Origin of the sequence: Snodgrassella sp. B3882 (genome assembly GCF_026535915.1) — a bacterium.
Taxonomy (GTDB): Bacteria; Pseudomonadota; Gammaproteobacteria; order Burkholderiales; family Neisseriaceae; genus Snodgrassella.
This window is the reverse complement of the sequence record NZ_JAFNPF010000001.1, coordinates 75,225-96,211: the sequence shown is the minus strand read 5'-3', so window position 1 is coordinate 96,211 and position 20,987 is coordinate 75,225. Positions and strand designations below refer to the sequence as shown.

The following is a 20,987-nucleotide window of genomic DNA, read 5'->3' as shown; positions in this document are numbered from 1 at the left end:
TTAAAATTCTCTAGTTTTATGCTGTTTTTTTGTTTATAGGAAATCTTAATCGTACTGTTGTTCCCATGTTGGGTTTAAATGGACTTTTTATTTCTAAACCATAGCGTTGACCAAATAGATGTCTTAGTCTATTTTGAATATTCTTGATTCCAATACTGTTTTGTTTATCTCCCTTTGTATCATCAGATAATATTTCATTTATTTGCTCAGCAGCGATGCCATCACCGTTATCGATAACTTCAAGTAATACATCCTCTCCATCATCATAGGCCTTTAAGGTTATATGTGTTTTTTCTTCCTTAGGTTCAATGACATATTTGAAACAGTTTTCTACTAATGGCTGTAAAACTAAAAATGGGCTGGTGACACTCAGATATTTATTAGGAATATCAATTTGGTAACTAAATCGATCTTTCAAGCGTATTTGTTGTATAGCTAGATAACTTTTTACCGCATTAACTTCGCTACCAATTGTTATTAATTTATGATCGGTTTTTTTTAGAATGTAGCGCATCATGTCGGAAAAATAGTAGACCATGTTTTCAGTTTGCTGCGCATTTTCTAATAAGGCCAAGCGACCAATGGTATTTAAAACATTGAACAAAAAATGTGGATTGAATTGATAAGAAAGAACTTTATATTCAGCATCACACAGTGCGCGTTCTAAGTCTGCACGGTTGCGTTGTTCTTCTGCCAGTTTAATGCTTTTTGCATTTAATTCTTTTTGGATTTTATTGGCATAGGCTTGTTCGGCTAAGAACAGGGTGATATCTAATACGGTATAAGCTGCGGCTTCGAATTTATCATAGGGAATATAATTGGCCTGTTGATGAGCCTTGATGAGTTGCTTATTTTTCTTCCACTCTAAAGAACGATCTAATATGTAGGGAATTTTTTGTTCTTTTTCAGGTTCTACTCTCACCTGCCCTGAAATAAAAGCCCCCAGATACTGTTCATTAACAATGATCGGTACGGCAAATTCAACAAAATCACAACAGCAACGGTAAACGACTGGTTTATTGGCAGACATGGCTGCGCGACCACCAGCGTTATCACACTGAAAACACCGGTATTGTTGCAATACGCTTGCCCGAGATAGTTTACAAAACTTAGAAAACCCACTTGGTTTGGTTATCGGAACCCCTTTTTCATCTACGATGACGATTGCCACGCCAATGGATTTACTGAAGTTTTCTTGCAATGTTTGTAATTGCTTTAGTTCTATTAGTTCCGTTAATCGGAATGTATAACTCATTAAACACTCCATTTACTCCGATTTTTATGCGTTTTAAAGCTGGCATAATGACGGTGAACATAAAATAGTTAATTGAAAATTACAATATATATCAATAATTTTCAATACTGTTTTGTGGGGAACTTAATCTAGAACATTATTTCATTCATTATTTTTGTCTTTTTTCAACTTTTTTTGCATAATTAAAGGTTTAATGCTTTTATTTTCGCTTTTCACCCGCCAATCTGGCATGCTATGTCAAATTTTTCGATTTCCTGCTTTAAAAGACTAATTTTATCTTTAGGTAATTCTTTTACACCATGAAGTGGATAAATGCGTCCGAGTAGGTTGTATTTATTTTCGCCAAAATTATGGTAGGGTAATAAATGGATTTCATTAATATTTTTCATCAACTTGGTGAATTCAGCGATTTCTCTAATGGCTTCAATATTATCGTTAACATTGGGTATCACTGGAATTCTGACTATGGTTTTAGTCAGGTTTGAAATACGAATGAGGTTTTCCAGAATGATTTGATTATCAACACCAGTCACATTTTTATGTATTGAAGGGTCGATGATTTTAATGTCTGTTAAGGCCAAATCGACAAAAGGCATGACCGATTCGATTATTTCTTTGGTCGTCATGCCGGTGGTTTCTATAGCCGTATGCCATCCCCTTTCTTTACAAGCTCGTAATAATTCTCGAGTGAATTTGGGTTGGGATAATGACTCGCCACCTGAGAGAGTTATGCCACCATCGGAGCGTCGATATATATTTTCATCTTTTTGTAATTCATGAATAACTTCCCATACGGTCATTTTCTTGCCCTTTAAAACTAAGGCATTAGTAGGACAAACTTCTGCACAGGCGCCACACGCCACGCAACGATCGCGATCGACCATATAGGGATTTTCTTTGGACAATGCTCCATACCGACAGGCTTCAAAACACTTACCACAGTGAATACAATTGCTTTTTTGATACATGATTTCAGGTTGTGGTTTTTGTGATTCTGGATTGCTGCACCATTTGCATGCTAATGGACATCCTTTCAGAAATGGAATGGTGCGGATACCAGGTCCATCATGCAATGAATAGCGTTGAATATTGAATACTGTGCCTTCAAGATCATATTCTATTTTTTCCATTTTTTTCTTTTCTTAGTTGATGGTTGGTGAATTTTTATTTTTATGTTTTATTTATCATCTGTTAGCAGATATAAATGATATTTGCTTAATCCCGACAAAGACCTGCATATGGTTATAGATGATGGAAAATAGAAATTTTTAGCAGTTAGTTGCACATTACTTTGGTCGCGATGTTAATCGCGAGTGTTTAAGTAAGGGATTTAGGATAAGTACTAAATCCCTTACTTTACTTATATACCCATTTGGTTATGCTTGTTTGGTAACATGGGTATATGCTTGAGCGCATTAATCAAAATTTTTGTTCGGTTCGACTAATGATATCGTCCTGAACTTCTTTGGCTAAAACGACGAACTGCGCACTATAACCAGCCACTCGCACAACTAAATCGCGGTATTGATCTGGATTTTGCTGAGCTTTAAGCAAGGTATCTCGGTTGATGACATTGAATTGCATATGCATCCCTTTGCGATCAAAGTAACCTCTAATCATGCCACTAAAATTCTTTAATCCGCTGTCACCTGCTAATGATGATGGTAGGAATTTTTGGTTATAGAGGGTTCCGTTGGAGGCAATAAAATGATCTAGTTTGGCCACAGAATTTGCCGCTGCGGTTGGACCAAGGGTATCTTTACCCTGTCGAGGTGAAACACCATCTGCTAAGGGTTCTTTCGCCAAACGCCCATCCGGTAATGCATTGACATCTTTACCAAACAAGACATTTGCAGATACAGGATAAATGCCAGCCTGAAACTGACCACCGCGAGGATTGGTGTATTTTTCTACTTCTTTACAATAAATCAATGCACAATGGCGGGCAACTAAATCGACGGCGTCTATGTCATTACCAAAGCAAGGTGTGCTGGCTAACAGGCGCCGGATCTCTTCATAGTGTTGGTTGCTACTGTTGGTGTCAGCACTCTGTGTCGATATTTGACGATAGACTTCTGTTTTAATAGCCTCAGGATCTAAAGTTCTATTTTTATTAATAATCCCTTTGACGATATCGTATATTTGCTGTTCGTTAAGTGATGTATCAACGTCTACTTTGCCATTGGCCAAATGGGCACCAACTGGATAACCGAAATTTGCCTGAAGGGCTTCTTTTAGTTCAGCCAAGGAAATTTTACCATCTTCAAATACCTGTTTTTGAATGGCATAGACTGAATCACCGGTATCTGCGACCCCAAATGCCTGTGGTCCGGTAAAGTTATAGATCGCTCCACCTTCTTGCAGTGATTTACCGCGACCGATACAGTCATCTACCATGGCTGATAAGAATGGCAGTGGGCAGCGTTCTGCATGGGCGATATCCACGCTGTTACATGCTTCTGCCAAATTGCGCACAAAGAATTGTATTTGCGTTTCAAAAGCCCGATATAGGTCGTCAATGCTACGAAATGTGGTCATATCTCCAGTAACTGGACCTAGCTGACGTCCATTTACCTGACCGTTGTTTAGGGTGATATCAAGTACTTTGGCTACGTTGAAGAATGCTGCATCATGCCATCCTTCTGTACGATGTGGTGCTTGAGGTTCTACACAACCTATAATGCAGTAATCCCGTGCATCTCTGAGAGACACGCCTCGATTCTGTAATGCAGGAATAATCACTTCGTCGTTATACATGGCCGGCACGCCCAAACCTAAACGCACGACCTCACACGCTCGGTATAAAAATTCATCTGGTGTTCCTTGCCATACACGTATGGAGAATGAAGGCTGTGGCAAGCGGACATGTGCGGTAGCTTGCATACACATATAGCTCATGTCATTAGTTGCATCCAAACCTTCTTCGGTTTGACCACCAACACAAAGATTTTGAAATACTGCATAGCCAGCAAAAGCCTGAGCCGAAATCTCATCACGGGTTTTGTTGACATCATTGAGTTTGATCCAGCAACAATCAACCAGTTCTTGTGCAAACTCTGCACTAATGCTTTTATCGGCTTGATAGTATGGGTACATATACTGGTCAAAACGTCCTGGGGAGATTGAATGTCCACTAGATTCGATTTGCAACATGCAATGAACGAACCAGAAGGTCTGACATGCTTCCCAAAAATTTGTTGCTCCACGTTCGGGCACTCTTTGACAGTTTTGCGCTATTTGTAATAATTCAGCTTTACGTTGCGGATTGGTTTCGCGTTGTGCCAATTCGTTGGCTTTATCTGCATAGCGATGAGCAAAATTAATTGCAGCTTTGTAGGTGATCACGACTGCATTGTAAAACTGTTCTTTTTTAATAAATCCTGGATCCATACGATCCAATTTTGCTAATGCATCGTTGACTTCTTCGATGATGCCACTAAATCCTATGCGTAAAATTTTGCCATAATCTACGCTGACATGCCCTACACCACCAAAAAAATAGTTGCCGACGGTAAATACGCCATTAGCAATACAGTCGCGAGTTTGTTGCGACATATAGGAATTTGCTAAATCACTGGTTGTTTTTCCTGGCCAATATTGGAATGCTTCGTGTAATTCTTGTGCGGTTTGCTTAGGGATGATAAATGGATCGGCAATGCGATGTTCCATCGTATCAAATTCTTTTTCTACCCATTCAAAAGAAAATTCTGGGCAGATTTCTGTTGAACGAGGATTTTTCGTAATCGCGCCGACGATGAGTTCATCATCACGAATGGTTACAGGTAAATTATTGAATAATTTTTCGGCAACTTTTGCCCGACGGATAATGGCAGGTAGACCCTCTGTTTCCTTATAAGCTTGCGTGGCCAATACAGCACGTTCTGACTCAACGTAGGGTTTTGCATTAATGATGGTATTTTTTAATCTAACAACGCGATCGGTTGGATTAGTGAACCCTTTCTCAATCATCTTTTTTACTCCTGTATAATTTTATTACCATGTCAATTGAATAAATCTTTTAATATGCCAAATAGTTAGTTTATCTACGTGATTAGTGATTAAATTGGCTGATAACGCTGGTTAAGCTTTTCACGTTGCCACAGTTATGATGGCTCGAATAACTGTTGGCTAATTAGCAGCGTTTCGTTCTATGTCTGATCACATGCTCAATCCTGGATAGCCATTTTTATTTGTTCTCCCTTGGTTTATTTGTCAACAAGATATTTATTTTCAGTATCCGTTTTTGGGTGTTTGATTAAGAAACAGGACTGCATATTTATTTAATCAACACGGGTAATACGCTATATTTTTTTGCTTCAGAAGCTTTGTTCACTAATTTCAATCTCCTCAACTGACTGCATAGCAGCTTGAACAGCAGCAATTTCACCAAATATCGCCAACGTGGTTACATGTTGTGGACAACTACCAAACACTTCAGATACCACGACATTGGCAGACTTACTGGCCACATCGGCATAAAAGTACAGATCAGGAATTGAAACCATTATCAAACCTACTGCGTCGACATGAAATTGGTCTAATAATGTTCGAAAATCATGCGGAGTACGTTTTTTTAACATGTCCAGAATTTGCTTACTCGGGGCATTAATGATTCTTTTCTTTGCCACGTTTACGCCTTTTCTTAACGAATATTCAGCATTTCCACCATGACGCATCGACGCTGACGAGCAAATGAGCGAGCTGAAGTCAAACCTTCTCCGGTAGGTCCTGCTATGGTGAAGGATGAAAATCCTTGTCCACCTGCACCCAACCCAGCATAGGAAGGTCCATTTTTAACGAAGATAGTGGTTTGAATCAGTTTGGCCATCTTGGTAAGTTTTTCCACGTTCATCGAATGCATAATCGCGGTATGTCGGTTGCCGTGTTCAACTTCAATAGCCAGATCTATGGCTTCATCAACATTGTTGACCCGTACTAACGGTAAAATCGGCATCATTAGCTCATGAACGACAAAAGGATGTGATTTATCCGTTTCAATCAGGATGATTTTGGTGTCATTAGGTGCAGCAATATTGAGTTGCTGTAACAAATAAATAGCGCTTTTACCGACAAAATTGGTATTAGGACCCGTTTTTTTGTCGTTTAAAACGAGTTCTTGTAATTGTGCAATTTGTGCTGGTTCAGAAAGCAGGTAGGCACCATTTTTTTTCATGCAATGGATTAGAAAATCTGCTACATGATCAACAACAATCAATTCTTTTTCCGCTATACAAGGCAGATTATTGTCAAAGCTGCATCCGCTGATGATGTCTTTGGCAGCCTTTTCGATATTGGCACTTTCATCAACGACAACTGGCGGATTACCTGCCCCTGCTCCAATCGCTTTTTTGCCACTGGACAATACTGATTGAACGATAGCTGGTCCTCCGGTGGCAACAAGCATCCGGATTTTGGGATGTGTCATCATGACGTTGGTGTTCTCAATGGAAGGCTGATCAACGGTAACCACCAGATTGGCCGGTGCACCTAACTGCGCTAATTTTTCATTGATCAGCTTAACTGCGAGTAACGAAACATTTTTAGAACGTGGATGTGGACTAAAAACCACGCTGTTACCTGCTGCCAGCATACCGATAGAGTTACAGATAATGGTTTCTGTTGGATTGGTGGTCGGCGTGATTGAACCGATCACGCCATAAGCAGAGTATTCCACCACGGATAAACCATCATCACCACTGTAAGCTTGGGTGATCAAATCTTCTGTACCTGGTGTTTTGGTAGCCGCTAAACGGTTTTTAATGAGCTTATCTTCATAATTACCCATGCCAGTTTCTTCAACTGCCATTGCGGATATTTGTTCTAACACCGATTGCTGCAAAAAAACTGCGCGAATGCCATCTATATATTTTTGTCGATCAGCCATCGAACAGACTAAATATTGCCTCTGCGCCTGATACGCCGCTTCAATAGCTTGATCCATACTGGTAAATATGCCATGTTCATTGCTAAACTGAATGTTGCCTGAATAGGGCTCAGATGGTTTGGTTTCAGATTTCTGTTGGAGTATTTCAGCCACTATTGCGTCAATTAATCCATGGTGATCGGAATCTTTTTCGGCACCTGATAACGACTGATCCGCTGGTTGAAATGTGTTTTCCTTGGACTCTGCCGCACCACTATATTTTTTTAATACATTAGCCACAGCTTGAGAGATTGCTAAATCATTCATATTCATTACCCGCTAATTTCTCAATATCATATGTAAGGTGTAGTCGTTGATTTCAGGACACTCGGATCGAGTGTTGATAATAGGTTCAGCCCGACTTCTCTGGCTGCTATCACTGCCTGTCGCACCGCGCCAGAATCTCCTGAAAAGGTAAAGATCACTTCATTGCTGTAACTGGTGCCATGACCCGGGCTTGAATAACCAACAGCTTCTACCACCGCTGACTTCGCTGCCACATCCGCTATCACTACACCTATCGCCGCTGGACATCCTACTGTCATCCCGAATGATTTTCCTATCGGTGCGCCAAATGCCTGATTTAACGCGCTGCTGGCTCTTGCTGTGTACTGAAACTCCAGATGCCCTGCTGCTGATCCGTATACATCTCCCATCGTCCGCTCTACTTCGTTTAACGATACTTCTATCGCCCGACGGGCATCCGATACATCTTCTGCTCCAAATATAATTAAGCTACCGTGGCCCCCTCCTCCTTCCGTATCGCGCGGTAATTCTATTTTGAGTATTTCGCTATTGGTTGCTTTTACCGCTTCATCCGCGGCAAATATTTGCGGACCAGCTCCGGTTCTTGCTCCCAATACCCCTATTGATCGATATTTCTTATCTATGCCCATGAGTTCATGCAGCTGACTATCGACATTGGCGATCACCAGTCCGATGGTGTGACCTGTTGCTGTGCCTACGTATTCTGTTAGCCCGCATTCACTATAATTTGAAGAAGCGACCTGTGCCGTTCCCAGAGAGGAGGATTGTTTCCTGATCACCTCTGATACGATTTGTTCTACTAAATTCTGGCTCATCTCAGCCCTCCTCTCCAGTTATCAATTTTTCACTATGCCAGAAGGTAATATTTTTTCGACTTCGGTATGCGGCCGTGGGATAACATGGATAGACACCAGTTCACCGACTTTGCTTGCTGCTGCTGAGCCGGCATCAGTAGCGGCTTTGACTGCACCAACATCACCTCTGACCATCACGGTGACCAGTCCTGAACCTATTTTTTCGTAACCCACTAATGTGACATTCGCTGATTTAACCATGGTATCTGCGGCTTCAATCGCAGCGACTAAACCTTTGGTTTCGATCATTCCTAACGCTTCTTGTTGCATGACAGCTCCTTAGATAGTTATTCAGGTGAATTGATTATTTAAACGGTACGGATTGTTTTTTTCTGTTGTTTTGGGATGGAATTTATACTTTTATCCAAAAGGATTATGATAAATCTTTGTTAATACTGATACTAAAGGTGCGTTTGATAAAAGTCTTGACAAATGGAGAGAGTATTTTGTTTTTGATTTTTACTGAAGACAAAATAATCCTAATAACTTATCGAAAGCTGTCCAACGTTTAGGTTTATTGGGTAAATAGAAAAAGGATTCTATAAATGTTGATTGCTTACAGAAGTAAGCTCAAAATAAAAAGCGACACTTTTTTGTTGCTATTTATTTAGCATAATGAATGGTTAAAAGACTGTTGGATGGATGATTTAAAAATTTAATTACTGTTTAGAGGGAAGCATTGTTGACTGAACTGACTGAGGCAATTAATGGCAATAAGCATATCTTCCTCCACCGTTCCACCACTAATGCCGATGCCGGCAATGATACGATTTTGATGTAAACAAGGAAAACCACCACCGACGCCACAAATATCAGCAATTCGTTCAACGCCAAAAAGAGCGGTATTAGGCTGCATCATTTCTGCTAATTTATGCGTTGGCATTTTCATGGCTACCGCAGAATAGGCTTTTTTGGGCGCTAAAGTATGGCTGACTAATAATGCTTTTGGCATGCTAAAATAGAACCGTTGTAAGCCATATCGATCAACCAATGCAAAGACGATATCTATGCCCAGCATTTTTGCTTGTTGTTCAGCTAAAGACGCCAGTAACATCATTTCATTGAGCGACAACTCTGGCATCAGATCGTGCTGATCTGACTGGGATGACCGATGTTGATTTGTCGTCTGATGCAGGTCGTTGATGGCGTTATCTATATAGTGATCAATGAGATTGGGTTGTAGATTATGCATAGCAGTACTTCTCCGATCATTCGGCCAGTTCAGTGGTATCAACGATACCAACAATGGCCGCATCTATGACAGAATGGTCTTTATTATTGGCTAATCGGGCAGAACTTCCCTTTGAGACAATGACCATTTCGCCATTACCTGCACCCACGGTATCCACAGCCACTTCCGTTGTTCCTTCCGATTGCATTTGAGCATTTAAGCGCCTGACAATGAGTAATTTCATGCCATTTAACGAAATATCTTTTGTGGTTGATACCACGGTTCCAATTACTTCAGCTAAATACATATATTTCAACCTTTAATGATGGGAATATTTTTTTGTCTGATGATATCCATTGCCAGAGGGGTCACCAGCGTGTCATAACCCAAATACAAGGGCGTTTGTGCATTATGACAACGGACTTGAGAGGATGCTATGAGCCTATTTTTCGTTTGACGAGCAAAGTTCAACCGGTTATTGCCATGAGGGGTCGAATCTTTTTCCTGAGTTTTAACGGGTAGATTTTTTGTTTCAGCGTAACAAGCTTTAATCTTTGTTGTTATGTCAGTAATACTGGCTAACTCGATGTTGTAGGCAATCAGCTTGGAAATTTGCGCATCAATATCATGTTGATAAGTTGGATTTAGGTGATGGTGCTGAGTTAAATAATCAAAGGTTACTACAATGCGCTTATTATCCAGCAATGCTTGTTGAATCCATTTTGCCGGCAAATTATCCGCAATATGATTCACGCTTTTAGCTAAACTATTCAGTGATAACTCTGGTAACAAAAGTAAGTCATATGGCAAATCTTGTATGATGTTTTCATTTGTATCGTGGAAAAAAAGAATATTTTCTGTGTGTGCCGATATTGAAATTTTCTGGGTAGACAAATGTTGCAGTGCTGAATTGGAAAAAAATATATTTATGGTTTGATTCTTAGGTAATGACAGCAATTGTTGCAAGACTGAAGCATAGCAAAGTCCGGCTTGGCCGCTAAATACAACGACTATTGATTGTGGCAATGCTAATTGCTGGTTAACTATGTTGAGCACGGCATCAGAAATTAAATCAACAATAACCTTATTGATCAGTTCAGATAAGTTGGAATTATGCATTCAAACTCCCTTTATCTTTGCGGTAGGTGCACGTGAAGCGCAATACCCATAGGAGTGACATACAAAGGCTCAGGAGGACAAATAATATTAAGACGGGTCTGCTCGTGAAATACTCGGGCAAAATTCTTGATGCAACTGGCTCCACCAACCAAATAGATGTTTTTGGTTCGATAAGGTTGGAGCCAATTTTTGACCAACGCAGCCATTTTTTCAATTACCGGCTTGATGATCGAAAAAACTTCATCAGCGCGTGCAGCATTTTTTTTGATCTGTTCAGCGTTTTCCACGCTGATACCTAACGCACCAGCTAAAACCAATGTCATATGCGTTCCCCCTGTGGGTTCATCCACCGATAAAATAATTTTGTTATGACGAAAAAATGCCATGCCTGTGGTGCCACCCCCAACATCGACCACTGCACCATTTTTTATCTGTAAAACTGTGGCAGCCGCAACAGGTTCATCGACCACGTTTGTCACAATTAAACCAGCTGACTCAACCACATTGGCAATCACTTTGGCATTTCCGCTGGAAATCCCTGGTGGAATGGCCGTAGCAGCATAAATCAAGGATTGTTGGAGATTTTCTTCCAGTTTTTGTTTCAGTTCGGAAACGATCTGGCTGGCTTTAGCATAATCAACCACAATGCCATCTTTAATCATGGTAGAGGGATAAGCAATACCGGCAACAGGCTGATTTTTTTCATCAATAACCGAAAGGACAATATTGGCTGTGCCTAGATCTACACCAACTTTTAACCTGCCGAAAGGTTGCTTACAAGTTTGTTGATTGATTAACTGTGCAAACTGATGTAATACGTTTTCAGAAGTTGGCATAAGTTTTCCTTACAGAGGATTTATGATTTGTTGGTTGCGCTACACAGGCCCATCAAAACTGTTATCGATTATTTCCACTCCTCTAAAATCATTAATCCTGTTTACATTTATTGTCTGTTTTCTCTTAGTGGCAGAAATAAGGTTGATTTCCTGCCATACCCCATTTCTGAAAGATAGCATTGTTTCTTTTCAGCGGTTATTACCCACAATTTCATTTTCGCCCTCTGCTAGCCAATAATTTGTTGGATTAAAGCACGGATATCGCTATGATTAACCGGTTTCGGGTTGGTTTTGGTGCAACTATCATTTAATACAGCGGTGATGACTTGTGGCAGATTCTGTTGTAATAATTCAATATTTGCGCCTAACTCTTTGAGCGATGCTGGAATACCCATCATTTTGTTCATGCGCTGAATTTCGTGAATAAGCAGTTGTACCAACACAGTATGATCATGATGCTGTAGCCCAATTATTCTGCTGCAATGAGCATAACGATCTGTAATCAATGCATCATCCAAACTATTAAATTGAATAATGATAGGCAACAGCATGGCATTGATTTTGCCATGGGCTATATGTAGTAAAGCCCCAAGGGCATGCGCCATGCCATGTACCAATCCCAAACCGGCTGAATTAAAAGCCATTCCAGCCATACAAGACGCGTTGTGAACTTTTTCTCTGGCTAGCTGGTTACTCAGATCATCCAATACCTGAGGTAAATATTCGTACACCATGCGCAAGGATTTCTCAGCCAATGCATCGCTAAAATCATTGGCATTAATGGAAACCAACGCCTCAATGGCATGAGTCATGACATCCATACCGGTATCCATAGACACATTTTTGGGTACGCTCATTACCAAGGAGGAATCCAGAATGGCAATATCTGCCAGCAGATCATCCGATACAAGTGGATATTTAATGTTATTCGTTGGATCAGAAATAATGGCATAAGAAGTGACTTCAGAACCGGAACCACTCGTGGTGGGGATGGCGACTAAAGCAATTTCTTCTGCGGTGCCCATTGATATCAAAGTAGCTGAAATGCCTTTGGCGGCATCTAAAGCAGAACCGCCACCAAAAGCAATGATCATCTCTGGTTTAAAATCACAAAAGAACTGTGCGCCTTGTTGCAAAATTTCAATACTGGGATCTGGTTTAACGTCTTTGAAAATCGCTACTTTACTTTGAGATAATTGTTCAGTAATTCGATTAATCAAGCCAGATGAAACCATAAAATTGTCAGTGACAATACCGATACGCAGACCGGCATACTGCTTTAATATCTGCAAAGCATTCGTTCCACTATAAATATGGGATTTAATGCTAAACTGTTTGACCATATGACTACCTATTAATCGAATATAAGAACGCAATTTTCATCAACGTTAATCTAACATTCATTATTTTCGAAGTAATAGCTTATCTTTGTTCACTAATAGTACATTCTTGTCATTGATCGATTTTCATATCAAAAAAATCATAAATCATCTGTTTTTTGAATTTAATGCAATATTCAGCAATATGCCTGTAATCGTTTGCTCTAAATGAACAATTCCAGATTGATCAGGCTTCGAATTATCGAAATGGAAATTAAGAGTTGTAGATGTTGCTGCTGCACCATTCGTTAACTTCGCTGTAACCAAATCATGCTGGTTAGTTTTCCAACATTGGCTCAAGTTTTGACTACTCAATATCCGGTATGACTAAGTATTTGATGATGTCATCAATACAGATAGTATTTTTTTGCTTTCTACCCCATCAATTTCACAATTAACAGGGTGTATATGTCAAAAAAATACAGTTTACTCATGGAATTATTGTGTTAAGTTTAGATAATTTCATGCTGAAACCTTAAATAAACCGGAGTTTATGCAAAATGGAAATATCTAATTTATTAATCGCATTTGGGTTTGGTGTTTTTGGTGCTGCTTTGGGGGCTTTAGCTGCTTTTGAATTTGTTGGACTATTGGTTATTGTTCTCGTCACTATTCAGGTGTGTACCGGCCACCCATCTGATTTTGTTAACCTTCCATTTGGCTATTTCGGCCCGCATGCAGGTGGCTTTGCTTCAGGGGTGGCTGCAACGGCCTATGCTGCAAGAAAAGGTAAACTTGGTTCCGGACGAGATATTACTGCCGGTCTATGTGGTCTTGATGCACCGGATGTTTTACTGGTGGGTGGTATATTTGGGATCATTGGTTATTTATGTATCTGGGTATCCAATAAAATTCCCGCGTTTTCTTCGGGACTGGGTTGGACTGATACTGTTGCTTTCACCGTCGTTGTTTCGGGCTTTATCACGCGTTTGGTATTTGGGAAAACTGGCTTATTGGGTAAACCAGCAGCCGGAATTAGTCATTTAAATCCGCCTGCTGAAAAATGCTGGATGCCCTATCATAGCCGTCTGCCTCAGCTATTAACTTTGGGAGTCGGGGTTGGTCTGGCGGCAGGTTATCTCGGACTTTCATTAGGTAGTAATGGTGCATTGCTGGCATTCGGGGTTTCTGCTTTTTCATTAATCTTTTTGCATTTCAATACCAACATACCTATTTCGCATCATATTGGTCTACCAGCAGCTACGGTAGCCGCTTTGTCCGGCAGTATATTATGGGCGGGGTTAATTGGTATCTGCTGTGCATTGCTGGGAGAATTACTTTCCCGCTTATTTTTGGTGCATGGTGATACTCATATTGATCCCCCTGCTTTTACCATTTTTATTGCCACCACGATTATTCACTTTTTAGCCACCATCGGACTGTTTAATACGATTACCTTGATTTAACTGCTTGAGTGCGTAAATTTCATACTATAGAATTAATTGTTTATACAAAACAACTAAAGTTAAAAGGGTAATTATGAGTTTAGGTAATAATGTTTTGGTGCTAAATTGTGGTAGTTCATCGCTAAAATTTGCCATTATTAATCCTCAAAGTGGGAAAGAATATCTGTCTGGGCTTGCAGAGTGTTTTAATCTGCCTGAGGCCAGAATTAAATGGAATTTAGACGGTCAGAAACAGCAACAAGATCTGGGCGCAGGAGCGGCGCATAGTGAGGCTTTAAAATTCATTATTGACAGCATTTTGCCACAGCAACCGGAATTACAATCCAGCATTACTGCGATCGGACATCGTGTAACACATGGTGGTGAGAAAATTACTCAATCTGTGGTGCTTGATGAAACGATACTGAAAGATATTGAAGCAGCTGCCATTTTTGCACCACTGCACAATCCTGCGAATTTAATTGGTATTCGGGAAGCAATGCAGGCATTTCCACACTTAAAACACAAAAATGTCGGTGTATTTGATACTGCTTTCCATACTACTATGCCGAAAGAAGCGTATTTATACGCTCTGCCTAAAGCATTGTATGAGGAACATGGTATTCGTCGTTATGGTTTCCACGGTACCAGCCACCATTATGTTAGTCTTCAGGCCGCTGAAATGTTAGGAAAACCATTAGAAGAGACCAACATTATTACTTGCCATCTGGGCAACGGCGCCTCAATTACGGCCATTAAAAATGGTAAGGTGGTTGATACCTCAATGGGGTTAACTCCGCTGGAAGGTCTGGTGATGGGTACCCGTTGCGGGGATATTGACCCTGCGATCATTGTGTTCTTGTCCAAAAATCTGAATATGCCTATAGACGAAATAAATGATTTATTGAATAAGAAATCTGGTCTAATGGGCTTAACTGGTGTGAGCAGCGATTGTCGTTATGTAACTGAACATTATGGTAAAGACGAAGGTGCTACCAATGCACTCGATGTCTTTGTGCATCGGTTAGTGAAATATATCGGTGCTTATAGTACGTTATTGGATGGACGTCTTGATGCCATTATCTTCACCGGCGGTATCGGTGAAAATTCAGCTGAAGTGCGCGAAATGGCTATTAATAAGTTAGGTATTCTTGGCGTTAGCATCGATCAGGAACGCAATTTAGCCGCTCGCTTCGGACAACGTGGTGCCATTAACCAAGAAGGTAGTCGCCCTGTATTGGTTATCCCGACGAACGAAGAATTGATGATTGCTCAAGATGCGGCACGTCTAACCAATTAAATATGATTTAGCTTTATCAGAACTATCTGCCTGGTATCGCCACGGGCAGATAGTTCTTTTTTATTCACCAAATCATACCGAATCTGTCTGCATTCATTGCTCCAATATCCTAACAATCAATATATTTATGGTTTTTTACCAGCCATTTCTTAAGGTTTTAAACAAGCTAATCTGTTTAAACCAACCGACACAACTTATGCAGTCTGTTACAATAACCCTTTAGTCAAACAAAATAATTTTCTAAGCCAATGAGCAAACCGACTATGACACCGATGATGGCGCAATACATGTCCATAAAAGCCGACCATCAGGATAAATTGTTGTTTTATCGCATGGGGGATTTTTATGAACTGTTTCTTGAAGACGCGGTAGAAGCAGCACGCTTGCTGGATATTACGCTCACTACTCGCGGGCAAATGAATGGTGAACCGATTAAAATGGCGGGTGTCCCTTATCATGCCGTGGAGCAGTATCTGGCTAAACTGGTCAAGCTCGGAAAAAGCGTGGCCATCTGTGAACAAGTGGGTGAAGTTGGCGCGACCAAAGGACCGGTAGAACGTCAGGTTGTACGCATTGTCACACCAGGTACACTGACAGACAGTGCTTTGCTGGAAGATAAAGAAACCAATCGCATCGCTGCTTTATATTGGGTAAAAAAACAACTCGGTTTGGCTTGGTTGTCACTACAAAGTGGTGAATTTCGCTGCAAAATTATTGATCCAGAAGCCGTGGTACACGAACTGGCACGCTTACAGGCGGCGGAAATTCTGCTCTCAGATCAGACACAGGATAAATTGAATCTGGCTGGCTATCAGCAATTATTAACGCGGTTACATGCCTGGCAATTTGCAGCGGATACCGGTGCAAGACTGATACAGCGATATTTCGGTAGTCAGGATTTGCGCGCATTTGGCTTGGAAGCAGGCAAACATGATGTTGCCATTGGTGCAGCAGGCGCACTGTTAAATTATGTGCAACAAACACAAATGCAGCTGCCTAAGCATTTAGACAGTCTGACGCTGGAACAGGAAACCAGCTATATCGGCATGGATGCTAGCACACGGCGCAATCTGGAATTAACCCAAACGTTGAGCGGACAAAAATCCCCGACATTGTTTTCAGTTTTAGATCATTGCGCTACTCACATGGGCAGTCGCTTATTGGCCATGTGGTTGCACCAACCTCTGCGCCAGCATAAACAAATTGTTGCGCGCCAAAAAGCCATTGAAACTTTGGCGGTACATCGTGTTGCCATAGCCGGCATGTTAAAACAAGTAGCGGATATTGAACGTATTGCCGCACGCATTGCTATTGGCAGTGCCCGTCCACGCGATCTATCTTCTTTACGCGATAGCTTGCATACTTTGGCCAATTTTCAGCTACCGGAAGTACCCGATAGCAGTCTGGTTGAGACCTTATTTGAACAATTTCCACCGGCCAAAGCGGTTGCTGAACAATTAACCGCAGCCATCATGCCGGAACCAGCAATCTGGTTGCGTGACGGAGGAGTGATCAATCACCACTATCATCAGGAGCTAGACGAATTACGGCGCTTACAAAATCACGGTGATGAGTTCCTGCAACAACTGGAAGCCCGTGAGCGCGAACGCACCGGTTTATCTACGTTGAAAGTGGAATACAACCGCGTACATGGTTTTTATATTGAGCTAAGTAAAGCGCAGTCAGAGCAGGCACCGGCAGATTATCAACGTCGTCAAACGCTGAAAAATGCCGAGCGTTATATCACTCCAGAATTAAAAGAATTTGAAGAAAAAGTGCTTGGAGCGCAGCAAAATGCGCTTGCCTTGGAAAAACGCCTATATGACGCTTTACTGCAACAATTACAACAAGAGCTACCATTATTACAGCGTTGCGCCAAAGCTGCGGCAACGTTGGATGTGCTCACCACCTTTGCTTCTTATGCTGAGCTCAGCGATTATTGCTTCCCTCAGTTTGTGAACTATCCTTGTTTACAGATTAAAAACGGTCGGCATCCGGTGGTGGCGGAACAAGTTCAACATTTTACCGCTAATGACACGCAGCTGGATGATAAGCATCGCCTGATGTTGCTCACCGGTCCGAATATGGGCGGTAAATCCACTTACATGCGACAGGTTGCATTGATTGTGCTATTGGCGCATCTGGGTGCACCGGTACCAGCGGAAAACTGTACGTTAGGAACGATTGATCAGATATTCACTCGCATCGGTGCTTCAGATGATTTGGCTTCCAACCGTTCAACTTTTATGGTGGAGATGTCAGAAACCGCCTATATTTTGCATCATGCCACTAATCAATCACTGGTTTTAATGGATGAGGTGGGTCGTGGCACCTCCACTTTTGATGGATTGGCGCTAGCCCAGGCTATTGCTGAACATTTGCTGCAGAAAAATCAAAGCTATACTTTGTTTGCCACCCATTATTTTGAACTGACTCAATTACCGGAACAATTTAGTCACGCTTTTAATATGCACCTTGCCGCTTTGGAAGATGGGCAAGAAATTACTTTCCTGCATCACATTGAACCTGGACCAGCGAGCAAAAGTTATGGTATTGCCGTGGCCAAACTGGCCGGTCTGCCCAGCCGTGCATTAAATTCAGCGTATCGGCATTTACAATCATTGGAACAGCACGCAGCGGCGAATCAACCGCAAATGGATATGTTTCAAGTGAAATCCGATCTAGACGCAACACGCAATGATGCTGAACACGATGAAGCCATAGTGGCTGCTGCTGTGATACCGGCTGATCTAAGCGATAAACTCTCATCGCTGAATCCGGATGAGCTGACTCCAAAAGCAGCCTTGGCATCCATATACGAATTGGTGCAATGGTGGCAACAATATCAGCAAGATCATTGATTACTTTTGCCCAAAACCACTTTCATTGATTTAAGGCTTGACATTGTCGGCATTATGCGTATAATTATCACCTTACCAGACGCGGGGTGGAGCAGCATGGTAGCTCGTCGGGCTCATAACCCGAAGGTCGTAGGTTCGAATCCTGCCCCCGCAACCAAATTCCTAAACGCCTTGTTTAAAACAAGGCGTTTTGTTTTATCGACTTATCTCATGCAATTCATTTTGTTCTGTTATCCCTCTACGGAATGCTTTTAGCAAAAATATAATGCAACGAATAGGGAAAAAACTATGTTGCGTTATGGTTTAGACAATTTTTCGCTTTGTGACTTGTAAAACCTAGGCAAATAAACACTGACTGGATAACTAGACATTATCTGATTGGATAAATAAGCAATATGCTTGCTTGCTGTTCACTATCCAAACCCGTTACCAATACTAAAAAGCAAAAACAGCAATTTTTAGTTTCATATGTTTAAATTATTGGTAAAAAAAATCTTTATAAAAATAGGTATATAAAATTATACATTTATCGCAATTGGACATCTGTTTAGTAATAAAACTAAAGAACACAATCCCCTATCTTCAGTTTCATAGTTATTAAGTTATTCCATTTTAAACCATACTCCATAGAGCATTAAGCAACTTCCTAACATAAAAAATATTCGATAATATAATTTTATTTTTTCTTTATTTGATAGCACAAATTTCACAGGATTTTTATTTAGGTTTTCAATGTTATATTTTTGGTGGAATTTAATCAGATAATCTGAAATATTATCAGCAACTAGTAAGATGCATAAGTTAATAAAAAACACTATTAAAAAAGACATAAATAATTTTGGGAAAAATTTAATATGAAGGAATTCTTTTAATACAGTAAGGTTAAAATATTTAATTAAGATTCCTATTAATAGAGCATTAAATATATTCAATATTACATAAATTATAGGGGATAAAACTAAACAACCTCCTAAAAATATACATAGTTTTCTTTTAGGATAAATGAGGGGAGCCTTAAAAGAAAAAAAGTAATATAAAACTACTGATAATATAAAAAATAAAATTTTCATTTTCTTGTTATTTAAATTATCCTATTCTAGCTGTAGAACATCCTGTTAATATAGTTCCTTCTATTGCAGAAGGGGGAAAAACTTCGTATATATGGTCTACTAAACTTACTGCACCGTCTATAACAGGTTTTACACTGATAGCCACTTCTACTTCTCCTTTTATGCCCACTAAAGCTGCTATTTCTCCTCCTATATTAAATCCAATTGCATAGTCATCATAGTCTAAATATGCTCCTCCTTTTCCACCTATTGCAGCAGCCCCTCCATGTAATCCTACCTTAGCTTTAACTATTCCGAAAAAAACAGATTGGCCTGCATAATTAGTTTTTGCCGCTCCGGCATCTGCAGATGCTTCAACTTGAAAACCCATTCTTTTATCAGAACCACCAGTTAGTATTTGTGCTTCCGCTTTTGCTTCTGCTACGTGAACTGGATGCTATTTTAACCTGATGGTTAAACAATGAATTGGGTAGCTGGAAAGATTCATTTTTATTCAAGCGATGACGATTATGCAGTAGTTGCTACTCAGGTCATTGCCTGAATATGGATACCACAGTAGGCATTATGCGTCTCATTAATCATGATCACAAGCATAGATCCCGATTTGAATGTTGCAGCCTATGTGTTATGTAACAGAAGCAACACTGATGTTGAAGCAACTGTATTAATTTTTGAATATTTAGTTGAGCTCGATGATGCAACGGATGATATCCCTGCTTAATTAATTGCCCGAAACGCCATGATGGTTAATTAATATAAGGAATCATGGATTCTTAACGGTTTTTTTAGTCAAATTAATGATTAATGGCAACGCAGTTTTGCTGCACTGATGCCCATCTGACTCATTAAACGGCCTCGATTGATTATGTTTCATGCATTAGATCATCTTTTGGATCAACTTAGATAGTCTTTATTATCTGGGTAAACCCATAATTTCTGGTCATGCACTTCTGCGAGAAAGACATCATCCAGTTTTTGCCCTAAACGAGCCAATTCACTTTCCAGCCATGCTTCATCGTAACCCAATATTTTTAAGTTATCAGTATTCACCACACTATTTTCAATAACCACAATGGCCATGGCCGGTTCGCCTTTTTTTACTACGGTCATCTGCCCATTGTACTCAAACCAGACATCACTCAGAATTTCTAAACTGGTGTAACCATCGCTGATGGAGCAACATGATAAAATCTCGGATAGATAATCTTGCTTTGCGAAAATTTTGCGTCAGCAAGATACCATTTTGCATTAATCTTATCGACGTTCCATCGACAAAGTCTTTGGCAAAGGTGCGCTGAAAAGTTAAATAACGAACTAACAATAATAATCCAGCCCAAAATGTGGCCGCAATCACCAACAGTAGAAAACTGATGGACGGATTGTATAAAGGTCCACCAATAATCGCGCCAAGAACGACATTACCCACCTGATCTATAGCCGAAATAGGTGCCAGTGATCCTTTACCTGATAGGTTGATGTACACCAGCAGGATGCAGAAAGCAACCAGCATTTTGAGGATGATGTTGATGTAGATAGGATTCAAGGTGGCTTCCTTTGTCTGTGCGGT

The 20,987-nt window shown here is 40.4% G+C and carries 18 protein-coding genes and 1 tRNA gene; 4 read left to right on the top strand and 15 right to left on the bottom strand.

Annotation, left to right across the window (positions count from 1 at the left end):
- Positions 1–16 precede the first annotated feature (16 nt).
- The 12 genes from J3U68_RS00430 to J3U68_RS00375 form a co-directional block, all read right to left on the bottom strand.
- Positions 17–1,255, bottom strand: a complete 1,239-nt coding sequence (locus tag J3U68_RS00430; RefSeq protein ID WP_267373266.1) for a PocR ligand-binding domain-containing protein — start codon at positions 1,253–1,255, stop codon at positions 17–19.
- A gap of 212 nt (positions 1,256–1,467) precedes the next feature.
- Complete coding sequence (locus tag J3U68_RS00425; protein WP_267373264.1) at positions 1,468–2,385, bottom strand: glycyl-radical enzyme activating protein; 918 nt, start codon at positions 2,383–2,385, stop codon at positions 1,468–1,470.
- Between the two features lie 289 nt (positions 2,386–2,674).
- Entirely contained in the window at positions 2,675–5,224 is a 2,550-nt protein-coding gene (grpM, locus tag J3U68_RS00420; RefSeq protein WP_267373262.1) for a glycyl radical diol dehydratase GrpM, read from the bottom strand.
- A 347-nt stretch (positions 5,225–5,571) separates the two neighbouring features.
- The gene (locus tag J3U68_RS00415) at positions 5,572–5,883 is read right to left on the bottom strand and encodes a BMC domain-containing protein (RefSeq protein ID WP_323811412.1); all 312 of its coding nucleotides are present in this window, start codon (positions 5,881–5,883) and stop codon (positions 5,572–5,574) included.
- A 14-nt stretch (positions 5,884–5,897) separates the two neighbouring features.
- Complete coding sequence (locus tag J3U68_RS00410) at positions 5,898–7,445, bottom strand: aldehyde dehydrogenase family protein (protein ID WP_267373260.1); 1,548 nt, start codon at positions 7,443–7,445, stop codon at positions 5,898–5,900.
- 26 nt (positions 7,446–7,471) lie between these two features.
- A complete protein-coding gene (pduB, locus tag J3U68_RS00405; protein WP_267373258.1) occupies positions 7,472–8,260 on the bottom strand; it encodes a propanediol utilization microcompartment protein PduB in 789 nt (262 codons plus the stop codon).
- Between the two features lie 21 nt (positions 8,261–8,281).
- Positions 8,282–8,569 carry an ethanolamine utilization microcompartment protein EutM gene (gene eutM, locus J3U68_RS00400; protein ID WP_267373256.1) on the bottom strand — a complete coding sequence of 96 codons (288 nt, stop codon included), beginning with the start codon at positions 8,567–8,569 and terminating at the stop codon, positions 8,282–8,284.
- Between the two features lie 385 nt (positions 8,570–8,954).
- Positions 8,955–9,491 (bottom strand): GlcG/HbpS family heme-binding protein, encoded by a 537-nt coding sequence (locus J3U68_RS00395; protein ID WP_267373254.1) that lies wholly within the window; start codon positions 9,489–9,491, stop codon positions 8,955–8,957.
- 16 nt (positions 9,492–9,507) lie between these two features.
- Complete coding sequence (locus J3U68_RS00390; protein ID WP_267373252.1) at positions 9,508–9,777, bottom strand: EutN/CcmL family microcompartment protein; 270 nt, start codon at positions 9,775–9,777, stop codon at positions 9,508–9,510.
- Between the two features lie 5 nt (positions 9,778–9,782).
- The gene (locus tag J3U68_RS00385; RefSeq protein ID WP_267373250.1) at positions 9,783–10,589 is read right to left on the bottom strand and encodes a flavoprotein; all 807 of its coding nucleotides are present in this window, start codon (positions 10,587–10,589) and stop codon (positions 9,783–9,785) included.
- Between the two features lie 11 nt (positions 10,590–10,600).
- The gene (gene eutJ / locus J3U68_RS00380; RefSeq protein WP_267373248.1) at positions 10,601–11,425 is read right to left on the bottom strand and encodes an ethanolamine utilization protein EutJ; all 825 of its coding nucleotides are present in this window, start codon (positions 11,423–11,425) and stop codon (positions 10,601–10,603) included.
- Positions 11,426–11,652: 227 nt separating this feature from the next.
- Positions 11,653–12,768, bottom strand: coding sequence for a 1-propanol dehydrogenase PduQ (locus J3U68_RS00375; protein ID WP_267373246.1), 1,116 nt, complete (start codon positions 12,766–12,768; stop codon positions 11,653–11,655).
- Positions 12,769–13,304: 536 nt separating this feature from the next.
- Between J3U68_RS00375 and J3U68_RS00370 the strand changes: the two genes are divergently transcribed.
- The 4 genes from J3U68_RS00370 (at position 13,305) to J3U68_RS00355 (ending at position 18,507) form a co-directional block, all read left to right on the top strand.
- Positions 13,305–14,210, top strand: a complete 906-nt coding sequence (locus tag J3U68_RS00370; RefSeq protein WP_267373244.1) for a hypothetical protein — start codon at positions 13,305–13,307, stop codon at positions 14,208–14,210.
- A 73-nt stretch (positions 14,211–14,283) separates the two neighbouring features.
- Complete coding sequence (locus tag J3U68_RS00365) at positions 14,284–15,489, top strand: acetate kinase (RefSeq protein ID WP_267373242.1); 1,206 nt, start codon at positions 14,284–14,286, stop codon at positions 15,487–15,489.
- 248 nt (positions 15,490–15,737) lie between these two features.
- Positions 15,738–18,350 (top strand): DNA mismatch repair protein MutS, encoded by a 2,613-nt coding sequence (gene mutS, locus J3U68_RS00360; RefSeq protein ID WP_267373240.1) that lies wholly within the window; start codon positions 15,738–15,740, stop codon positions 18,348–18,350.
- 80 nt (positions 18,351–18,430) lie between these two features.
- Positions 18,431–18,507 (top strand) — tRNA-Met (locus tag J3U68_RS00355).
- Positions 18,508–19,436: 929 nt separating this feature from the next.
- Here the strand turns inward: J3U68_RS00355 and J3U68_RS00350 are convergent.
- The 3 genes from J3U68_RS00350 to J3U68_RS00340 form a co-directional block, all read right to left on the bottom strand.
- A complete protein-coding gene (locus J3U68_RS00350; protein WP_267373238.1) occupies positions 19,437–19,790 on the bottom strand; it encodes a hypothetical protein in 354 nt (117 codons plus the stop codon).
- A 524-nt stretch (positions 19,791–20,314) separates the two neighbouring features.
- Entirely contained in the window at positions 20,315–20,530 is a 216-nt protein-coding gene (locus J3U68_RS00345; protein ID WP_267373236.1) for a YetF domain-containing protein, read from the bottom strand.
- Positions 20,531–20,555: 25 nt separating this feature from the next.
- Entirely contained in the window at positions 20,556–20,963 is a 408-nt protein-coding gene (locus J3U68_RS00340) for a DUF421 domain-containing protein (RefSeq protein ID WP_267373234.1), read from the bottom strand.
- Positions 20,964–20,987: the final 24 nt, after the last annotated feature.